Source organism: Lacinutrix sp. MedPE-SW (assembly GCF_001874145.1).
Classification (GTDB): domain Bacteria; phylum Bacteroidota; class Bacteroidia; order Flavobacteriales; family Flavobacteriaceae; genus Lacinutrix.
In genome coordinates, this window is record NZ_MPCX01000001.1 from 292,585 (window position 1) to 311,239 (window position 18,655).

The window sequence follows — 18,655 nt, forward strand, 5'->3', positions numbered from 1 at the left end:
TCCCTTTTTTTTATATTTTAAAAGCTAATTAAGCTTTTTTCTTTGCGTCTCTTTCTTCTTTAATTTCTTTAAGACGCTCAATTAAACTTCCTCCAATCCAATAAGGAATTACAAAAGTTAATAAAAAAATCATTAACCAAAATCCTATGGTTAAGATAGTTAAAAATGCTAAAAAGCCTAAATATTGGTCAAATTCGAACATAATTGATGTGTCTTGTTTTAAATCTTGCAGCAAAGATAAGTTAAACTGTTTTTTTATACAATATAAACTTTGTAATTATTAACATAGTTGTTAACTATATTCAATTTTATAATAAAAAATATAAATTTTAATAATTAAATAAAACCACAGTTATTATAAAACCGTAAATAGATTATGAAAAAACTATTTACATTTTTTATAATTACTATCACGTGCCTTACATTTAGTAATGCTCAAAAAATAGATAATTTAGTTTCTTTTAGAGATATAGATAATGCCTCTTATTTTCGTTTTAATTATGAAAACGATTATTTTGCAAATGGAGACGAAAACTATACACAAGGTTATAATTTTGAACTCTTCTTAAAAAGCTTAAAAAAAAATCCTATTAATTTTCTTTTCTTCAAACCAAAAAATTCAATAAAAAAATACGGTTTAGCATTAGAGCATATAGGTTTTACTCCAGATGATTATGTAAGTGAAAACATTCAGTTTGGAGATCGACCATTTGCATCTGCAATCATGCTTAAAAGTATGATTATTACTGTTAATACAAATAAAAAACTAAGACTTTTCTCTTCATTTAATTTAGGTATTATTGGTCCTGCAGCTTTTGGTGAAGATATGCAGGTGGGAATACATAAATGGACTGGCAATAAAATTCCTAAAGGATGGAAAAATCAAATTAAAAACGATATTGTAATAAACTATGAAATTGGTTTAGAAAAACAAATCATTACAGTAGCTTCTTTTTTGTCTTTACAAGCTCAATCTAACATTAAAGCTGGTACATTATTTACAAATGCATCTTTAGGTTTAAATGCTACTTTTGGCATTATAGATAAACCGTTTACAATAAAAAACAGTGCTAAAAAATTTAAATTTTATGGCTTTTTGCAATCTATTGGTACTGCAGTTGTTTACGATGCTACACTACAAGGTGGTATGTTTAATAATTCTAGCACATACACAATTTCATCTGGCGAAGTTAAACGCTTAACTGGACAATATTCTTATGGTTTTATATTAAAAACAAGGACTTTGTTTTTTGAGTATTCTCGTTATTTTATAACGAAGGAATTTAATTCTGGTTCATCTGCAAAATGGGGAGGCATTAAAATTGGTTTTACCTTTTAATATAAATTTCATATTTATTAGGAAACCAATGTTCAATTTTTGTGTTTAATCGCTTTCTAGTATTTGGTACTTTAATATTAACAGGAAGTGCATCAAATTTAAAATCATCAAGTAATTTAATTTGAGATTTTAAAGAGATATTTTTCAATAAATTTTCATTAAAAAAAGCAGATATTTTCTCATTCCATTGTATTTTATTACCCCAATAATGACCAATAGTATCATCTGCTTCAATAAGCTTGTTTTCTTTATTTAAAGCTAGTGAAAATGCGAATTGTTCTATTAGTCGTGGTGTTACATTTTGTGCACACATACTATCACAAATATCTAAACTTAATTGTAGTGTTTCTTTAATTTTTGTACCAATAGCAATAACACCGGCATTCCACATACATGAGCTTTCATCTACCAAAACATTTGCGTGCACAGTGTTTTTTAGTTGTTTCCACATGCGCTTTTCGGTTTTAGAACTTAGTTCACTAAGTTTACCTTCATTTAAATGCATAAAGTTATAACCTTGAGCTAAACCTTTTTTTATTTTATTTAAATCATTAAATAAAAAAGTATCTGCATCTAAATAAATAAAAGGCTTGCCTCCAAAGTCTTTTTCAACTAACTGAAGTGCTTTAATTTTAATACGCCAAAAAAAGTTGTAATCTCCTTTCCAAGTGTTAAGAAGTTCTTCATTTAATAATGAAATAGTTATATGCTCTTCAATTACCTTAAAATATTCTGGAGTATCTGTTAAAACTATAATATGGTCTTCTTCTTTCATTTTAGAAAGAAAAGTTAACATAGAAAATAAAGCTTGTTGGTAATTTTTATAGTCAGTACCAAAAACTAAAAAAACGATATTCATTGATATAATTTATTAAGCGAAAATACACTTTAATTTTGTAATTTTGTGTACCTAAAATAAACCAAAAAACATGGAATTTAGAATAGAGAAAGATACAATGGGCGATGTTAAAGTGCCTGCAAATAAACTTTGGGGAGCACAAACAGAACGCTCTAGAAATAATTTTAAAATAGGCACTGCTGCTTCTATGCCATTAGAAGTAGTTTATGGTTTTGCTTATTTAAAAAAAGCTGCAGCTTATACTAATGCAGAATTAGGTGTTTTAGATAATAATAAGCGTGATTTAATTGCACAAGTTTGCGATGAAATTTTAGAAGGAAAACATGATGATGAATTTCCGTTGGTAATTTGGCAAACAGGTTCTGGTACACAATCTAACATGAACGTGAACGAAGTTATTGCAAATAGAGCACACCAAATAGCAGGAAAAACTATTGGCGAAGGTGAAAAAACTATACAACCAAATGATGATGTAAACAAATCACAATCTTCTAACGATACCTTTCCAACAGGAATGCATATTGCCGCTTATAAAAAAGTAGTAGAAAATACTATTCCTGGTGTTATAAAATTACGTAACGCATTAAACGATAAAGCTCAAGCTTTTAAAGATGTTGTAAAAATTGGTAGAACACACTTAATGGATGCAACACCATTAACATTAGGCCAAGAATTTTCTGGTTACGTATCACAATTAGACCATGGTTTAAAAGCATTAGAAAATACATTACCACATTTAGCTGAGTTAGCTCTTGGAGGAACTGCTGTTGGTACAGGATTAAACACACCTAAAGGATACGATGTTCTTGTAGCAAAATACATTGCTAAATTTACAAACTTACCTTTTATTACTGCCGAAAATAAATTTGAAGCTTTAGCTGCTCATGATGCTATTGTAGAAACACATGGTGCTTTAAAACAAATAGCTGTATCTCTAAATAAAATTGCAAACGATATTAGAATGATGGCTTCTGGACCAAGATCTGGAATTGGTGAAATAATTATACCAGCAAACGAACCTGGAAGTTCTATTATGCCAGGAAAAGTAAACCCTACACAATGTGAAGCCTTAACAATGGTTTGTGCACAAGTAATGGGTAACGATGTTGCTGTTACAATTGGAGGTACTCAAGGGCATTACGAGTTAAATGTATTTAAACCAATGATGGCTGCTAACATTTTACAAAGTGCGCAACTTATTGGTGATGCTTGTGTGAGTTTTACAGAGCATTGTGCAAGTGGTATTGAGCCAAACCACGAAGTAATTACACAATTATTAAATAACTCTCTAATGTTAGTTACTGCTTTAAATACTAAAATTGGATATTATAAAGCTGCTGAAATTGCAAATACAGCCCATAAAAATGGTACTACATTAAAAACCGAAGCTATAAACTTAGGTTATGTAACTGCCGAGGAGTATGACGAATGGGTAAGACCAGAAAACATGGTAAGCGGTTTAAAATAGAAAAAAACTGTATAATTTAAAAAACCAATTGAATTACTTCAATTGGTTTTTTTGGTTTTATTAGTTAGTTATTATAAGGGATAATAATAAATATCAATACACAAGTTTAAAACTTTTTAATTTATCTCACATTAACATAGGTTAAACTTAGTTAATTATAGTATTAAGTTTAGATCTAATTCTACTTAATTGTACAGCAGTAATTCCTAAACAAGCTGCAATTTCGTATTGTGGCATAATATTATCTAAATCAGGAATACGTTCTCTTAATTCTAAATAGCGTTCTTTCGCAGTTTTAGTTGTAACCTGTAAAAAGACTTTTTCTTTTTCTAAAATAAGAAACTCTAAAAATTTAGTATATAACATTAAAACTGATACATTTTCTGCACATAAACGTTTGAAAAAATCAAAATCTATTTCAAAAATATGACAATCTGTTATTGCTTCATATATTGTATCAGACGGTTTTTTATTTAAAACAGAATTAAAAGAAGCAAAAAACATCTTAGAGTCGTAAAGTGCTTTTGTAACTTCTTTTCCGTTATCAAAACTCATATAAGACCTTACAATACCTTTTGTCACAAAGTATATTTTTTGAGATATGTTACCTAAATTTAATAATTTAGTGTTCTTATTAACTTCTCGGTATTTAGCAGAATCATATAATCTTTCAAATACAGATTCAGATATTGGTGAAAAAGAATTTATAAAATCAAAACTCTCTTGATAGTATGGTTTCATACTTTATTTTTATGAAATATATTAGCAACTTATATTTCTATTACACATTTACTTTATCAATGTAATTATATTATAGACACTAAAAATTATTTTTCGTTGTAAACAATACAATAAACGATACAAAACACAAACTGTACAGACGTTCAATTATGTGCATTTTATCTATATTTGATCCTATGAATACACTACTTAATAACCCTAAACATAATATTATCGCTATTATAATTACAGAGATAATTACCTTAACAATTACATTTACAGCTAATTACAACTACACTGGTATAGAAGGAGTATTAGTGAAGTGGACACCTGCTTTTATCGGATTATTTACGTTAATTATCTATTTTATATCTCGATTTATTTTTAAAAAATACAATTGGCTAATTAGCTTAGCAGGAATTATTTTTATGGTATTTGCTGCAGTAAAAATATATACCTTAAATTTCTCTTAAATTCTAAAAAAACATGTCAACACTTATAATAAATATTAAAGAACTTTTACAAGTAAGAGATATAAAGGTTACCAAAGTTAGTGGTGAAGCAATGAAAACGCTGCCAAGTATAAAAAATGCGTTTGTTTTAATAATTGACGATACTATAGTAGATTTTGGTAAAATGGAAGATTCAATTGGTATTAAGGCTGATAAAGTTATAGATGCCAAAAATAAAATAGTGCTTCCAACATGGTGCGATTCTCATTCACATATTGTTTATGCTGGAAATCGTGAACAAGAATTTGTAGATAGAATTAATGGCTTAAGCTACGAAGACATTGCAAAACGTGGTGGCGGTATTTTAAATAGTGCTGAAACACTTAAAAACACTACTGAAGATGAATTGTACAACCAATCTATAGATAGAGTAAACAAAATAATGAAATTAGGCACTGGTGCTTTAGAAATTAAATCTGGTTACGGTTTATCTACAGAAGCCGAAATTAAAATGCTACGCGTTATTAAAAGAATAAAGCAAAACGCTCCCATTAAAATAAAAGCAACATTTTTAGGTGCACATGCTGTTCCTAAAATTTATAAAGAAAATAAACAAGATTATATTAATTTAATAATTAATGACATGCTGCCTAAAATAGCTAAACAAAATCTTGCAGATTATGTTGATGTTTTTTGTGAAAAAGGCTATTTTTCTTTAGATGATACAACACAAATTTTAAATGCTGCAAAACAATATCACTTGCGTGCTAAAATTCATGTTAACCAATTTAATGCTTTTGGTGGTGTTGCTTTAGCTGTAAAACATAATGCTTTAAGTGTAGACCATTTAGAAGAATTAAATAATGAAGACATTAAAGCTTTAAAAAACAGTGAAACTATGCCAGTGGCTTTACCTTCTTGCTCATATTTTTTAAGTATACCTTACACTCCTGGACGAAAAATAATTGATGCAGGCTTACCATTAGCATTGGCTACAGACTATAATCCTGGTTCTACACCATCTGGAAACATGAATTTTGTTGTAAGTACTGCGTGCATAAAAATGAAATTAACTCCAGAAGAAGCCATTAATGCAGCAACAATAAATGGAGCTTATGCAATGGGAATTGCTAACAATTATGGTAGTATTACAAAAGGTAAAAAAGCAAACTTAATTATAACTAAACCTGTTCCTAGTTATAACTATTTACCATATTCTTTTGGCGAAAATAATATAGATCAAGTAATAATAAATGGATCACTTATTTAATTTTAACATTAAAAGTAATGCCACCTGTTCACTTTTAAGCAAATCAATTGGGCTTACAGATTTTAATTCATTATCTAATGCTATTAAAGCTTTACCGTATGGTAGAACTAAAAACCGAAGTGATTATCAAGCGATTTTAAAAGAAAATAAAGGAACTTGCTCAACAAAACATGCGTTTTTAAAGGCCGTAGCTTTAGAAAACAACCAAGACAGCGTAAAACTCTTTATTGGCATTTATAAAATGAATGAAAATAACACCAAAGGCATTGGTTCTATTTTAAATACTTTTAATCTAGACTACATACCAGAAGCGCATACCTATTTAAAAGTTAATAATAATATTTTAGATATTACAAGTACTCAAACATCTAATACATCATTTAAAAAAGATTTAATTAAAGAAATAGAAATAAGTCCTAATCAAATTGGAACTTATAAAGTAACATTACATAAAGATTTTATAAGCAAATGGCAGAAAATAAATAATAAGTCATTGTCTTTTGAAACCTTATGGAAAATTAGAGAAGCTTGTATTAAGCAATTATCAAAATAAAAAAAAACTGAAACTATTAAGTTTCAGTTTTTTTAAGTAAAAATATGCGACTAAATCTACTTTAAAGAAAATTGTGAATTTGCGACTAATTCTTTTCCGTTAAAAACATTTACTTTATAAACACCTGATTCAAAATCTGTGTCCTCATCTGTCTTTGCAATAAATTCGCAAATATCTATGCTGTTATTTTCGTAATTAAATTTACTAATTAAACTATAGTTTAAAGATTCTTCGCCAAAATTAACCTGACTATTTAAACCTAAAATATTATTTTTTGGGTCTATAACTTGTACAAATAATTCTTTATCTCCAGCCTCTACTAATCTATTTTTAGCAACTGTAAAACAAACTCTTATTTTATCACTTCTTCTTGCTCTTTCTGTAGGAATTTGTTTTCCAGATGAACGTTCTATAACTCCATTTACCTTCATACTATTTGCTGTTAAAACTGCTGCACTTTCAACAACATCTGCTAAAGCTGTGTTTTGCACTAATAAAGAATCTGTAAAAGTTGTACGCTCTTCTAATTGTATTTTTAAACTGTCAGACGCAGTTGCTAGTAATTGATTTTCAACTTTTAGCTTATCGTTTTCCGTTAAAATAACAGTCATTTCATCTTGTAAAGCAAGATATTTATTTTTGTATTTCCATAAGCTTTTTAAGTTCGTTTCAGAAACTTTTAATGAGTCTATTAATCCTTCAATACGCTCTTTTGCTTCAACCAAATTTTGGTTTGCCACTGTATTTTCGCTCATTGCAACATCATAGCGATTTGCCATTTCATTAAGTTCTTTTATAACTTTATTTTTTTCTTGAGCTAATACTTTTTCATTTTCTTGTTTTTCCTTGTATAAAGAAGATGAAAATACGCCAACGCCAATAAATAATGCAATTGCAATACCTAAAGCTACTTTTAATCCTGTGTTTCCTGAATTTGCCATAATTTAAATGTTTAAGAATAATCTTTGATTCTTTTAATTATTAATTATATTTCTATTTTTAAAATACTTTAATTTCTCAAAACAATTATTAAATGAGTAAACTTGTTTTATATAAAGCAAACAAAGCTAAAAACATTATTAATAAACGCAATGGCGAAATTAAATTTGGTGAACGCATAAAATATTTATCCACGTATGATAACATATACGGTGAGTTAAAAAATTTAGACGTTAAATATGTAATATTAGGTTTACCAGAAGACATTGGAGTATTTGCAAACCAAGGAAATACGGGTACTAATAAGGCATGGGAAGCAACAATTAAAATTTTGTTAAATACTCAATTTAACCAAGAAAATAATGCCGAAAAAGTGCTTTTGTTAGGTTATTTAGATTTTTCAAAAGAGTTAAAATTAATTTCTAATTTAAAAAATACAAATAGTTCAGATTTAAAAAAAGCAGCAAAAATAACAGAAGAAATAGATAAAGATGTAACAGATATAATTTGTAAAATTATTAAAGCAGGCAAAAAACCTATAATAATTGGTGGCGGTCATAATAACGCATATGGAAACATAAAAGGCACATCGTTAGCATTAAACAAAAAAATAAATGTTATTAATTTTGATGCGCATACAGATTTTAGAGCATTAGAAGGCAGACATAGCGGAAATGGTTTTAGTTACGCTTTCGCAGAAGGCTTTTTAAATAGGTATTTTATTTTTGGCTTACATAAAAACTATACTTCACAAGCTATTTTTGATACAGCTTTAAATGCCGAAAAAAGAATTAAATACAATACTTTTGAAGAATTAGAAGTAGAAAAAACACTTAAATTTAAGCCGCAAATGAAAAAAGCTTTAAAATTTATTTCTAAAAGTAGTTTTGGTATTGAAATAGATTGCGATGCTATAATTAATATACCAAGTAGTGCTAAAACACCTTCTGGTTTTTCTGTTAACAAAACACGACAATTTGTTCATTTTTTTGGTAGTGATAAAAACGCCAAATATTTGCATATTTGTGAAGCTGCACCAACCAATAAAACAGCAACTCAAGTTGGAAAATTAATTTCTTACTTAATAACCGATTTTATTAGAGCTAATGGACGTTAATATTATTCCTTTTAACAAAAACTATTCAAAAGATTTCTATGCCTTAAATATAGAGTGGTTAGAAACTTTTTTTTATGTCGAACCTTTTGATAGAGAAGTACTCACAAATCCAGACCAGTATATAATTAACAAAGGTGGTTTTATTTTTTTCGCTAAAATAGAAGATACAATTGTTGGTACATTTGCTTTAATGCCTTTAAAAGAAGATAATGCTTATGAGCTAACAAAAATGGCTGTTTCTCCTAAACATAGAGGTTTTAAAATTGGGCAAAAGCTATTACAATATGGTATTGATTTTGCTAAAAACAATAATTTTAACAGACTCCTTCTCTACTCTAACACAAAGCTTGAAAATGCGATCTATTTATATAGAAAATTTGGCTTTAAAGATATTGATGTAGAAAAAGATTGCCCGTACGAACGTTGTAATATAAAGATGGAATATTTCGATTTATAAATTAATCCTCTGATGCATTTTGAGAACGTATAGTAAATATCATAGCTACAATTAATAAAACACTAGAAACGGTGCGAAGCCAGAATTGTTTATCGAAGGCTTCAGAGTCTAAAATATTTACAAATATTAACCCAATACTTGCTAAAATTACTATAAATGGTAAAGCTTTTTTCATAATTTAAATACCTTTTAAAGAGTCTAATTCTTTTTTTAAACGCTTTATTTCTTCTTCTTTTTTTAGTTTTTTAATAGAATCTACTTTACGTTGTAAGGACTCAACAGTTTCTTCTGTATTGTCTTCGTTTAAATTTTCTATAGTAATTGATTCTAATTCATCTCCAACAACATCAATAATCTTAGTGTCTTCAACAAAATATTCTTCAATACCTTCGCTTGATCTCCAAGCTTCATTTAATTGGTTATAAACTTCTTTTTCCCAACCGCTTGGATGTTTAACATCTATCCATACAACATCACGATATTCGCTATCTATTAAGGCTAAATCTGGTGTTGCAGAACCATCAAAATTATCTGATCCTTCACGAATAGCGGCTATTGTTCCTAGAAAAAACAATCGCTTTCTTCCTGCAATATTCTTAATATAAGGTCTAAACTCTACCGGTTTATTTACTGTCCAATCAAATTCTTTACGAGATTCTATAACCTTTAATGGCATTGCAGACACTCCTGCATAACCTTGTTTTTTTGCTGCGTGATCATAATAAAACAGTTTATCTGTACCATCGGCAGGAATAAAAACACTGTATGTTAAACTTGTGCGCTCATCGCCTACTGGCTCTAAACCGAACCAATGGTATAAACCGCTATAAGCGTCTATTTTGGTATCTTCAAAATTAAAATCGGTTACAAATGGTTGTTGGTTTTGGTCGTCTGCTAAATCTGGAATTTTAACTGCAGTTTCCATATTCCATGGTAATGGGTCGCTAAAACCACCTAAAAATTTAAGCGATTCTGCTTGAAGTCTTGATACTTTTTCTGCTAATGTATTTTGTTTTGTTAGGTATGGATAATTTTTCATTTCATTTGGTGCAATGTATTGTCCTTTACCTATTGTTATACGTTCAATATAATCGTTTACATCATGCTCACCGTTTTCAATAACCATAACACCACCAAAACTTGGATAAGGAAAAAAGAAACCTTTCCATTTTATTAAACTTACAACTTCAACCCATTGACCTGTATCGTTTTTCATGTAATACGTATCGCTTGGTTCATAATTTATAAGCATCCAAGGATTAAAACGTTGCACAACTGCATTGTAAGTGTTTCTACTAAATTTTAACGATTCGCCAATAGAAAATGTTACTGGTATTCTATTCTCGTTAGAAAAACGCGGAAATGGCGTTGTACTTGAAACGGCAAAAACCTCTTCGGTATTATCACGCATACCTTGCCAGTAATACTTCTCGGTTGGTTGTATGGCCATGGTCCATTTATTTTGTCCATCTACTCTAACTAAATGTGGTAAAGAAACATCTTTAGTTTCACCAACACTTTCGTTTCCCATAGAATGGATATTTTTTAATGGTTGTATGCGTTCGTTTTGTGTTAATGGTAAATCATGTATTTCAATTTTATTTAAGTCGTTAAACACGTTATAGGTTTTCATATAATCGTATAACTGCATACTCCAACCTACAAAATATAACGCACCAAAAAATACAGCCAAAATAGCTAGTATTAAAATACGCTTTCCTGTTTCGGCTTGCTTTCTAAATGTTTTTAACCCAAAAAACAACACGATAGCACAAAGTAATATGATGAAAATAAATTTTCTAATAAATAATAATGCTGGTTGGTAATCATCACGCATAAAGAATAATAATGCTACAATTATTAGACTTAGTACAATGACTATTCGCTTTTGTTTTCCGCCTTTATTCCAGTAATTTTTTATCATAATATTTCCCTGCGTAAGCAGGAATCTGTTTAGTTGTTATTTAATTTCTATAGGTTCAGAATCAAGTACAGAATTACAAATGTCCTTTATCTTTTAATCGTTGTCTTGCACTTTTTTTAGGAGTTTTTGGTTCTTCCTTAATTTCTTTTTTTGCTTCTTGCACTGCTTTTGTGTCTTTAGTTTCAAGATCTTTAATAAAGTCTTTACCTTTATCTACAGTGTCTTTTACTGCATCGAAAAGTGAATCTCCTTTTTCATCCATAACTTCTGAAGATTTAAAGACAAAATTAGCTAAATACGTACCGATTAATGTTCCAGATATACTAGCAATAAATAGTTGAATGGTGTACATATCTATTGGAATTATTAATCTTAAAACTAATACACCAATTAAAAACAAAACACCAATATAAACCAATCGCATTAAAAAGGACTGCTGATATAAAAAGCCTTTTTTACTATCGTCTTTCATTTGTAGCTCTTTAGAATAAAACAGCTTATTGAAAAATTTATAAATTTTATTACTCTTAGATTCTCTCCAATATAGTAGTATTCCAAAAAGAATTGATGCGATGAATATTATAATTTCTATTGTCATTTGAGTAGTTTTTTTATGATATTATGTTTTGTTATTCTGCGCTATGACGTAAAATCTATTTACTTATAAGTAGCAAAACATTAAATATTGTTACTAATTTCTTCTATTACCCAATCTTTTAAAGAGTCGTTCCAAGTCTCGTATGTTTTATAAAATTGTTCTTTATCATACCAATATAAAAATAAAACATCTTTAGCAGAAACATTTATTAATAGCTTCCATATTAAGTCTTGATGCTTTGCGTGTAAAGATGAGTGTGGTTTATGTAAAGCCTCAAAAAACTTAACATCTACAATATCTGCAATTTTAAATTCGTTACTTACTTCTAATTTTTCCAGATAACGTTCTACGCTCATTACACGTTTTCTACTTTCTATATTAAGCTTATTTAAATAGCTTTTATATAACACTTTATCGTTTAAAATATTAGTAAATGGATGTTGTGCTTCTTTTATAGCTTCGGCAAAAACAAACTTTTTTATACGCTCATATCTTGGTGTTTTAATCTCTTTTTCTAAATCATATTCTATAATTATATGATCTCGTAATTTATCCATTAATTCTGGTTGCGAGATATGGTATATTAACACATCATGAGTTGTATCTTTTATTGCTTCTTTATGCCATTTTTTATCTTCAAAAACTACAATTTCTTTTATAAAATCTCGTAATACATAAACACCGCCAAAAGCTTTTGTGTAGAATGAACTTGTTGTAAACTGAATTTCATGCAACTTTAAATCTCGTGTTCTTAAATCGCCATATTTTTTAGCTGATTCTAGTAATTGCGCATGAATGTCTTCGTCTATAAAATTATTACCGTGCTTAAATTTTGCTACAAGCTCTAATTGGTCTTTTTGTATGGTATCTAAATTATCTATTAAATGAAAATTTATAGTAACAACATCGTATTTTAAAACATCTAACGGTTCGTAAAACGCGTCTATATTTTGATCAAAATCTAAACAAATTGCACTGTCTCGAGTTATATTATTAATTTTAGCTTCGTGTGTTCTAAATACATGTTGCATCATTTCACGATCAAACGTGTGAAATGGTACGTAAACGGGTTTGCCTTTTTGTAATGGTGAAATTATAATAGCGTGCATATTTGCCTCACCATTATTAAGATAATGCAAATTTTGTTTTTCTTCTGCTATTTCTGGACTCCAACCTTTTCCATCTATAGAAAATGTAGTGAGTTTTGTTGGTAAAAAACCAAGTTTTACTAAGCACTTATTATAACGTTCTACTAGCTTACCGCTAATAGGAATAAGTTCGCTTCTATAAAGATTTGCTTGTTTTAATTTATCCATTTTATTTCCGCGAAAGCGGTAATCTTAATTTAATTACTCAAAGTTTAATTTGCACAAAGGATTTATTTTATATTAAATACAAACTATAACAAATTATTTATTTGTAAATACTGTAATAAAATAATGGTTTTAGCATCTGCTATTTCTCCAGTTTCAATGCTTTTTAAAGCTGTTTTAAAAGGCATCTCTATAATTTCGATATCTTCCTGTTCACTTTCAACGCCACCACCAGAGCTCACTTTCATATCACTGGAATATTCTCCAACAAAATAGTGAAGTTTCTCGGTTAATGCGCCTGGTGATGAATAGGCATCAAAAATCTTGGTGACTTTAGGTAATTTATAACCCGTTTCTTCTTCTACTTCTCTAATTATGCAGGTTTCTGGTGTATCGTCATCTAACATCCCTGCACAAGTTTCTAGTATAAAACCAGTTTTATGTTGGTTTAAATATGCCGAAACTCTAAACTGTTTTACCAAAATTACAGTTTGCTTTTCTTTATTATATAATAAAATTGTTGCGCCATCACCACGATTGTAAGATTCTCTCCGTTTATGCGTCCATTCGCCAGAACTCATTTTATAATCGAAAAAAATTTCGCTTAAAGTTGCCCAACCTTTATGTAAGGTTCTTGTTGTTATATTTTTTATTCTATTTCCCAAACTGTTCTCTTGCTTTGGTTTCAATATTTAATTGATTTACGCGTGCATCAACTTTTCGTTTAAAATCGGTATCTGCAATGGTTGCCACATTATCTAAATAACGTACAACTTCTTGTCTTCTAATTTCAGAAAAATCTAAACCTTTCATGTTTTGCTTCATTAATTCCTGAAGCATATTTAACTTGGTATTGTAATCTTTTTTGAAATAAATTTCTGGATTATCAAACCAATCTTGTTCTAAATCAAAATCGGTTAAACGTAATGATATTGCCGATTGAATATTTCTAACATCTCTTGAAGAAAAGAATGGAAATATTTTTTGAATCTCTAAATATAAATTAGCAAAAAATTCATGCTCGTTAACCTTGTTTTGCTTTTCGGCTTTATGGTAAGCTTCTAAAACTCTAGCTTCGGTTGGTTTTTCTATAGTATTTAAAATATCTCCCATGTTTTTTGCTAAACCTTGCGCTTTTAAATATTCGTAATCACTTGGGCTTTTCATATTTATAAATTCTGGCATGGTTTGCTCAAGTTTTCGCCACCATAAGTGGTCTTGGTCTAAGAAATCGTGCTCTGTTCTTGCACCATCAATTTTAAATCGACCTTGTACACGAGAAATTACCGCTTTATCTAACATTTCTGGTAAATTGGTGAATAAGCCAATTGAGCTATTACCATAATTTACAGCGTAAGCGCCTTCTGTATAACGCAGAAAAACACCAATAACTTCTTTTACACCTGCCGAAACACCTTGTGCTGTTCTTTCTTGTAAATTATTTTCGGCATCATCAATTGGTGCAAAAATTAATTTTGAAGGATCTTGCATTGGTTTCATCCATTCTACCATTTTCTCTGCACTTCCACCTTGAAATGTACTTATTAAAGTATCTGGCATTGGATGAAATAAAAACGGAATATCTAAATTATCGCAATGTTCTTTTAATCGTGTTGCAATGGCTGCAATAAGCATACTTTTTCCTGTTCCAGGAATACCGTAACCCATAAACACTGGCATAAAACCACCAAGCTCTTGAAACGGATTCTTTTTAGCCTCGAAATCGTAGCTTAGCATACGTTCTGTTAAACGTCTTGCAAAGTGCTTTGCATCTCTGTTTCCTACTATTTGTTCGAATTGTATTTTATTAAATTCAACGCTTTTTGCTGTTCCTGCAAATACGTTGTCCCAACCTGAAATGGCAAAATCGCTATTTTCTAATTTATAGGTTCTATCGACAATGGTTTCAGTATACTCTAAGCTGCTTTTACGTAGTTGAATTTCATCTATTAATGCCTCGAAATAAACCACTGTAAAATCTACTACATCTTTATCGGTTTTTATTATTTCTGGATGTCCTAAATATTTATCGTAGTAAAATAAACTACACGCAATACCTTTTAATGGTGACATAAACGAAACTTCTGGAAGTCCAGCAAATTTTTGTTTCATTACAGATAAATCGTCTGATGCATGTGGTTTTAAATTATGAAGCACATTGTAAGCCATAGAAAACAGCATAAATGCTGTTGCTGTATGCATTTTACTTTCGTATTCTCGTTTTCCGTTACTATCTAAAGCACTTCTACGCTCATGCAAACCAGATAAACCTGAAGCATCGTAATAACTATCTTTCACCCAAATACCTAATGCTATACCTTCTTGAACTGCGTATAATGTTTGATTTAAATGCACAGGAATGGCAATAGAATCTGGTAATAATCGCTTTTTTAAAGCTAATATGGTTTTTGACACCGAAGTTACCTGAGTCGCTCCACTTCCATTATTGGCACGAGATAAATACAATAAAATAGATTCATCTTTTGCGTCTTTATCTTTATTTTTAGCTCTTGCGCCTTGTTCCCATTGTATACTTTTTAGGTAACCACTAGCTTCGTCTCGAAGCATGTTTAATTCGTTTTGTTTTATAGGGAAAGTAGAGTTATGCTCCATGTTTTTTAAATTATATGAAAGCAAGAATTAAGATGATAATAATTGTAATGCATAGCACCATTAAACATCCTTTGTCCTTTTTTTCTTGATTATCTTTTAGTTTCTTTATTAATTTATTAGCATTTCTTTCTTTTAAGAAGTAACCTCTCCACGCATTATCTGGACTTGATAAACACCAAATAACATCACACTTTGTACACTTATATATGTAATCTGAAACTAATTTGCGATGCTCTCTTAGACCTAATACAACTAATATTTTTGCTTCTAACTTTTTATTTAACAATAAATCAAATTCGACAAAATCTATTTGTGTTGCAAATTTTTCATATTCTATATTAAAGCAGAAGTTACACATAAACTTTTTTATTTCATCTTAAGATCTGCTACTTGAAAAGGTGGTTTTGCCAACTTGTTCATAATTTCAGGATTTTTGTTGTATAATAATTGAATGATACGATGTGGTGCAAACACGTAGTTTTGCTTTATTACATCGCTCCATTTCTGTAAGGTTTGTTTACTAAAATAGCCACCTTCTTTAAATTCACTACCAGATAAAACCTCATCTATTTTTAGAGATAATGCATAGGATTCTAATGGTATTTCTTTTTTAGCTATGCTTTCTAAAATACTGTGCGTTAAAATATTTTCGTCTTTTGCAAAAATGTTATGGAATGGCCCTAAATCTATACGTTTTATGTGTTTAGGTTTTACGTCTTTTAATCGTCTGTCTATACCATAAGCCATAGTGTCTAACGGCATTTTTCTGTCTGCAACGTTTTTTAGTGTATCGTAAAGTTCTTCTTTTATACTTTCTGGGTTTTTACCATCGTAATAGAAATACATAAAACAGATAAATGGTCTGTTTAATGCCACGTCGTAAAAACTCCAACTTACCATATATTCTGCTTGACTTCCTGCTTCTGCTTCTATTATTTTACCTTGTACAAAACGATTGAATATATATTTTTGTTCTACAGAAGTGTAATAAACAATGGATGCTGCTTGAAAGAGTTTGTCGCGTCTTACAGGTTCCTTTTTATGCATTAATTGCGTTAAAAACTCTTCTTGTAATTCGCTTACGTCTTTTAATTTATTTAAGTAATTATCGCGTAGCGATAAATCGTTGTACAGATAACGAAACTCTAAGTAGTTTGGGAAACCAGAATCTGTTAAATCTACCTTCATATTATCTTCATCGTCGTACATGTATTTTACACGCATGGCTTCGATAGAATATAATAGTAGGTCGCAGTATTGTTTAAAATACGTCATTTCTTGTACTGTGCATAATGTGTTGAATTGCACACTTGTAATGAGTTCTTTTAATGCAAAATCTACTTTTTTATGATAGAACACGTATTGTTCTTTACTGTCTAAAACAGCTGAGTCTAATGGTGTTACTATGTGGTTTATTGACATTTCTTTTAGTGAAAAGTTAATAGTTAGAAGTAAAAAGTCCTTACTTGTTTCCTTACACTTAATCGCATATGCGTTAAGGATTGAACGGCTTGTTTGAGCTCCTCACAGAGAGCGAGTAGTGAAAGCCTGACCTACTTTTGCCATTAAAAGCAAAAGTAGGTAACGCCATCATTATTTTATCCTAGCAAATCGTCGTTGCTTGTGTCTTCCTTTTTTGGTGCTGGAGCATTATCTCCATCGCCTGAAGGTGCGTTTGCATCTGCTGCGTAATAGTCTTCGAAAATTTCTTTCATGTCTATACCGTAACGTTCTGCAAAGTTCTTTTGGATGTCTACATCTTTTGCACGAATCTCGCTTAAAGCTTCTGCATAACTACCGTAAACGCCTTGCATTACTTTTTCGTGAACTGGAATGTTGTCCATCATTTCTTGTCTTGCTTTTGCACTTGCGGTATGCATAGATGCTAGTGTTTCTCCAATATGCTCATCGGTTTTAACACCTAAATGTTCTAAAATTGCTGCGAATTCTTGGTCTGTTCTTGCTTTTAAAGCCACTACATAACCATCGTAATATTTTAAACGCTCGTCTGTATCACTTTTTAATTTTGCACGATGCGTTTGTAAATTACTACGTAAAGATGTTAATACTTTAATGGTTAAATTATGTTTATGCACGAAACTGTCTTTTGAAGCGGCTAGTGTTGTGTAAGCGTTTTTAAGTCCTTCTAACTCTTCTACTTTTTGCTCTAAAGTGGTAACTTTTGATAAGGCTTCTGAGTATTCGGCAGATTGTTTATCTACTATTTCTTCTAGTGCTTGACGTGCTTGTTTAAGTAAAGCGTATTGCTCTTCTAGCTTCGCTTCGGTTTCTTTCTTTTTCTCTAAGGCTTTTGTATGGTTTTTAGATGCTTCTACAATAGCGTCTTTAAGTTTTTCTTCTACTTCTTTAATCTCTACTTCACGGTTTTTTAAACGCGTTACTGCTGCTTGAGATTTGTATGATAACTCGCTTAATAATGTTTGTACATCTGCGCTTTCTATACGCTCTTGAAACATTGCTTTTGCCTTATTGTCTGCTCCTGCTCTAACTTTCTCTGCATCTTTTAATGCTTGTTCTGCTTTTGCGATTTTGCTTTTACGTCCCCAAAGGTTATTCCACCAGGTGTCTGGTTTGTTTTGTGCGTCTTCAAGTTCAACCTTTGCTCGTTCTAATGCTTTTTGTGCATCGTCTATTACTTTTTGTTCGGTTTCGTTTAAAGAAGAAAAACGCTCGAACAATATACCAACCTCATCTTGATAATCTGTTAAGTCTTTAATCGCATCTAAAAGTGTGGTGCGATCTTTTTCTGCCATGTTTACAACATCGTCTAATGTTGCGTTAAGAATTTTTTGACGGCTTTCTGGATCGTCTTCTTGAGCAAGCTTAGACTTCATGGTATCTATAGCTTTTCCCCAATTAACATCTACTTTTTCTGTTTTTTCGTTTGAATTTGTTTCTAGTAAGTCAAAATCGTCAGACATAAGGTATTTTTAGTTTTAAGGTTGTACATTTTATGCTAAGCAATTTCGTTAAAAAAATCTATTTTTAAAATAAAATTGCATACTTATATGT

20 protein-coding genes are annotated in these 18,655 nt (G+C 30.1%); 7 read left to right on the forward strand and 13 right to left on the reverse strand.

Translation table 11 applies throughout. The features are described from left to right. Positions 1-28 precede the first annotated feature (28 nt). Entirely contained in the window at positions 29-202 is a 174-nt protein-coding gene (locus BM549_RS01290) for a hypothetical protein (RefSeq protein WP_290468597.1), read from the reverse strand. Between the two features lie 174 nt (positions 203-376). On the opposite strand from BM549_RS01290, the gene BM549_RS01295 reads away from it, so the two are divergent. Beyond that, positions 377-1,339, forward strand: coding sequence for a lipid A deacylase LpxR family protein (locus BM549_RS01295; protein ID WP_290468598.1), 963 nt, complete (start codon positions 377-379; stop codon positions 1,337-1,339). Here BM549_RS01295 and BM549_RS01300 read toward each other — a convergent pair. Then, positions 1,329-2,198 carry a hypothetical protein gene (locus BM549_RS01300; protein ID WP_290468599.1) on the reverse strand — a complete coding sequence of 290 codons (870 nt, stop codon included), beginning with the start codon at positions 2,196-2,198 and terminating at the stop codon, positions 1,329-1,331. The two genes, BM549_RS01295 and BM549_RS01300, sit on opposite strands and share 11 nt — an antisense overlap. Before the next feature lie 70 nt (positions 2,199-2,268). Between BM549_RS01300 and fumC the strand changes: the two genes are divergently transcribed. Then, positions 2,269-3,666 (forward strand): class II fumarate hydratase, encoded by a 1,398-nt coding sequence (gene fumC, locus BM549_RS01305; RefSeq protein WP_290468600.1) that lies wholly within the window; start codon positions 2,269-2,271, stop codon positions 3,664-3,666. Positions 3,667-3,813: 147 nt separating this feature from the next. On the opposite strand, the gene BM549_RS01310 is transcribed toward fumC, so the two are convergent. Next, entirely contained in the window at positions 3,814-4,407 is a 594-nt protein-coding gene (locus tag BM549_RS01310) for a Crp/Fnr family transcriptional regulator (RefSeq protein WP_290468601.1), read from the reverse strand. A 176-nt stretch (positions 4,408-4,583) separates the two neighbouring features. On the opposite strand from BM549_RS01310, the gene BM549_RS01315 reads away from it, so the two are divergent. The 3 genes from BM549_RS01315 to BM549_RS01325 are packed head-to-tail and all read left to right on the forward strand — an operon-like array spanning position 4,584 to position 6,661. After that, positions 4,584-4,859, forward strand: a complete 276-nt coding sequence (locus BM549_RS01315; protein ID WP_290468602.1) for a hypothetical protein — start codon at positions 4,584-4,586, stop codon at positions 4,857-4,859. 13 nt (positions 4,860-4,872) lie between these two features. Further along, positions 4,873-6,108 carry an imidazolonepropionase gene (gene hutI / locus BM549_RS01320; protein WP_290468603.1) on the forward strand — a complete coding sequence of 412 codons (1,236 nt, stop codon included), beginning with the start codon at positions 4,873-4,875 and terminating at the stop codon, positions 6,106-6,108. Continuing rightward, on the forward strand, positions 6,092-6,661 hold the full coding sequence (locus BM549_RS01325) for a hypothetical protein (protein WP_290468604.1): 570 nt from the start codon (positions 6,092-6,094) through the stop codon (positions 6,659-6,661). The genes hutI and BM549_RS01325 overlap by 17 nt, the downstream gene beginning before the upstream one ends. Positions 6,662-6,717: 56 nt before the next feature. Here BM549_RS01325 and BM549_RS01330 read toward each other — a convergent pair whose 3' ends face one another. Next, positions 6,718-7,602, reverse strand: a complete 885-nt coding sequence (locus BM549_RS01330; RefSeq protein ID WP_290468605.1) for a chromosome partitioning protein ParA — start codon at positions 7,600-7,602, stop codon at positions 6,718-6,720. A gap of 92 nt (positions 7,603-7,694) precedes the next feature. Here BM549_RS01330 and BM549_RS01335 point away from each other — a divergent pair, with 92 nt between their 5' ends. Then, positions 7,695-8,717: a formimidoylglutamase gene (locus tag BM549_RS01335; protein ID WP_290468606.1), complete on the forward strand. Its 1,023-nt coding sequence runs from the start codon at positions 7,695-7,697 to the stop codon at positions 8,715-8,717. Beyond that, a complete protein-coding gene (locus BM549_RS01340) occupies positions 8,707-9,174 on the forward strand; it encodes a GNAT family N-acetyltransferase (protein WP_290468607.1) in 468 nt (155 codons plus the stop codon). The genes BM549_RS01335 and BM549_RS01340 overlap by 11 nt, the downstream gene beginning before the upstream one ends. 1 nt (position 9,175) lies before the next feature. On the opposite strand, the gene BM549_RS01345 is transcribed toward BM549_RS01340, so the two are convergent. The 9 genes from BM549_RS01345 to BM549_RS01385 all read right to left on the reverse strand — a co-directional run bounded on the left by BM549_RS01345 (position 9,176) and on the right by BM549_RS01385 (position 18,564). Next, positions 9,176-9,349, reverse strand: coding sequence for a hypothetical protein (locus BM549_RS01345; protein WP_290468608.1), 174 nt, complete (start codon positions 9,347-9,349; stop codon positions 9,176-9,178). Positions 9,350-9,352: 3 nt separating this feature from the next. After that, positions 9,353-11,098, reverse strand: coding sequence for a hypothetical protein (locus BM549_RS01350; protein ID WP_290468609.1), 1,746 nt, complete (start codon positions 11,096-11,098; stop codon positions 9,353-9,355). Positions 11,099-11,171: 73 nt separating this feature from the next. Further along, the gene (locus BM549_RS01355; protein ID WP_290468610.1) at positions 11,172-11,696 is read right to left on the reverse strand and encodes a hypothetical protein; all 525 of its coding nucleotides are present in this window, start codon (positions 11,694-11,696) and stop codon (positions 11,172-11,174) included. Positions 11,697-11,776: 80 nt separating this feature from the next. After that, on the reverse strand, positions 11,777-13,012 hold the full coding sequence (locus BM549_RS01360) for a DUF6638 family protein (protein WP_290468611.1): 1,236 nt from the start codon (positions 13,010-13,012) through the stop codon (positions 11,777-11,779). Between the two features lie 83 nt (positions 13,013-13,095). Next, positions 13,096-13,674 carry an NUDIX domain-containing protein gene (locus BM549_RS01365; RefSeq protein WP_290468612.1) on the reverse strand — a complete coding sequence of 193 codons (579 nt, stop codon included), beginning with the start codon at positions 13,672-13,674 and terminating at the stop codon, positions 13,096-13,098. Further along, positions 13,664-15,622: an AAA family ATPase gene (locus BM549_RS01370; protein WP_290468613.1), complete on the reverse strand. Its 1,959-nt coding sequence runs from the start codon at positions 15,620-15,622 to the stop codon at positions 13,664-13,666. The genes BM549_RS01365 and BM549_RS01370 overlap by 11 nt, the downstream gene beginning before the upstream one ends. A 10-nt stretch (positions 15,623-15,632) precedes the next feature. Next, positions 15,633-15,980 (reverse strand): hypothetical protein, encoded by a 348-nt coding sequence (locus tag BM549_RS01375; RefSeq protein WP_290468614.1) that lies wholly within the window; start codon positions 15,978-15,980, stop codon positions 15,633-15,635. 8 nt (positions 15,981-15,988) lie between these two features. Then, on the reverse strand, positions 15,989-17,044 hold the full coding sequence (locus BM549_RS01380) for a hypothetical protein (protein ID WP_290468615.1): 1,056 nt from the start codon (positions 17,042-17,044) through the stop codon (positions 15,989-15,991). Positions 17,045-17,220: 176 nt separating this feature from the next. Then, positions 17,221-18,564 (reverse strand): microtubule-binding protein, encoded by a 1,344-nt coding sequence (locus BM549_RS01385; RefSeq protein ID WP_290468616.1) that lies wholly within the window; start codon positions 18,562-18,564, stop codon positions 17,221-17,223. Between the last annotated feature and the right edge of the window lie 91 nt (positions 18,565-18,655).

Excerpts from the sequence above, each read along its gene's own strand:
- BM549_RS01290 (WP_290468597.1), bottom strand. The coding sequence starts at position 202 with ATGTTCGAATTTGACCAATATTTAGGCTTTTTAGCATTTTTAACTATC.
- BM549_RS01295 (WP_290468598.1), top strand. The coding sequence starts at position 377 with ATGAAAAAACTATTTACATTTTTTATAATTACTATCACGTGCCTTACA.
- BM549_RS01300 (WP_290468599.1), bottom strand. The coding sequence starts at position 2,198 with ATGAATATCGTTTTTTTAGTTTTTGGTACTGACTATAAAAATTACCAA.
- fumC (WP_290468600.1), top strand. The coding sequence starts at position 2,269 with ATGGAATTTAGAATAGAGAAAGATACAATGGGCGATGTTAAAGTGCCT.
- BM549_RS01310 (WP_290468601.1), bottom strand. The coding sequence starts at position 4,407 with ATGAAACCATACTATCAAGAGAGTTTTGATTTTATAAATTCTTTTTCA.
- BM549_RS01315 (WP_290468602.1), top strand. The coding sequence starts at position 4,584 with ATGAATACACTACTTAATAACCCTAAACATAATATTATCGCTATTATA.
- hutI (WP_290468603.1), top strand. The coding sequence starts at position 4,873 with ATGTCAACACTTATAATAAATATTAAAGAACTTTTACAAGTAAGAGAT.
- BM549_RS01325 (WP_290468604.1), top strand. The coding sequence starts at position 6,092 with ATGGATCACTTATTTAATTTTAACATTAAAAGTAATGCCACCTGTTCA.
- BM549_RS01330 (WP_290468605.1), bottom strand. The coding sequence starts at position 7,602 with ATGGCAAATTCAGGAAACACAGGATTAAAAGTAGCTTTAGGTATTGCA.
- BM549_RS01335 (WP_290468606.1), top strand. The coding sequence starts at position 7,695 with ATGAGTAAACTTGTTTTATATAAAGCAAACAAAGCTAAAAACATTATT.
- BM549_RS01340 (WP_290468607.1), top strand. The coding sequence starts at position 8,707 with ATGGACGTTAATATTATTCCTTTTAACAAAAACTATTCAAAAGATTTC.
- BM549_RS01345 (WP_290468608.1), bottom strand. The coding sequence starts at position 9,349 with ATGAAAAAAGCTTTACCATTTATAGTAATTTTAGCAAGTATTGGGTTA.
- BM549_RS01350 (WP_290468609.1), bottom strand. The coding sequence starts at position 11,098 with ATGATAAAAAATTACTGGAATAAAGGCGGAAAACAAAAGCGAATAGTC.
- BM549_RS01355 (WP_290468610.1), bottom strand. The coding sequence starts at position 11,696 with ATGACAATAGAAATTATAATATTCATCGCATCAATTCTTTTTGGAATA.
- BM549_RS01360 (WP_290468611.1), bottom strand. The coding sequence starts at position 13,012 with ATGGATAAATTAAAACAAGCAAATCTTTATAGAAGCGAACTTATTCCT.
- BM549_RS01370 (WP_290468613.1), bottom strand. The coding sequence starts at position 15,622 with ATGGAGCATAACTCTACTTTCCCTATAAAACAAAACGAATTAAACATG.
- BM549_RS01375 (WP_290468614.1), bottom strand. The coding sequence starts at position 15,980 with ATGTGTAACTTCTGCTTTAATATAGAATATGAAAAATTTGCAACACAA.
- BM549_RS01380 (WP_290468615.1), bottom strand. The coding sequence starts at position 17,044 with ATGTCAATAAACCACATAGTAACACCATTAGACTCAGCTGTTTTAGAC.
- BM549_RS01385 (WP_290468616.1), bottom strand. The coding sequence starts at position 18,564 with ATGTCTGACGATTTTGACTTACTAGAAACAAATTCAAACGAAAAAACA.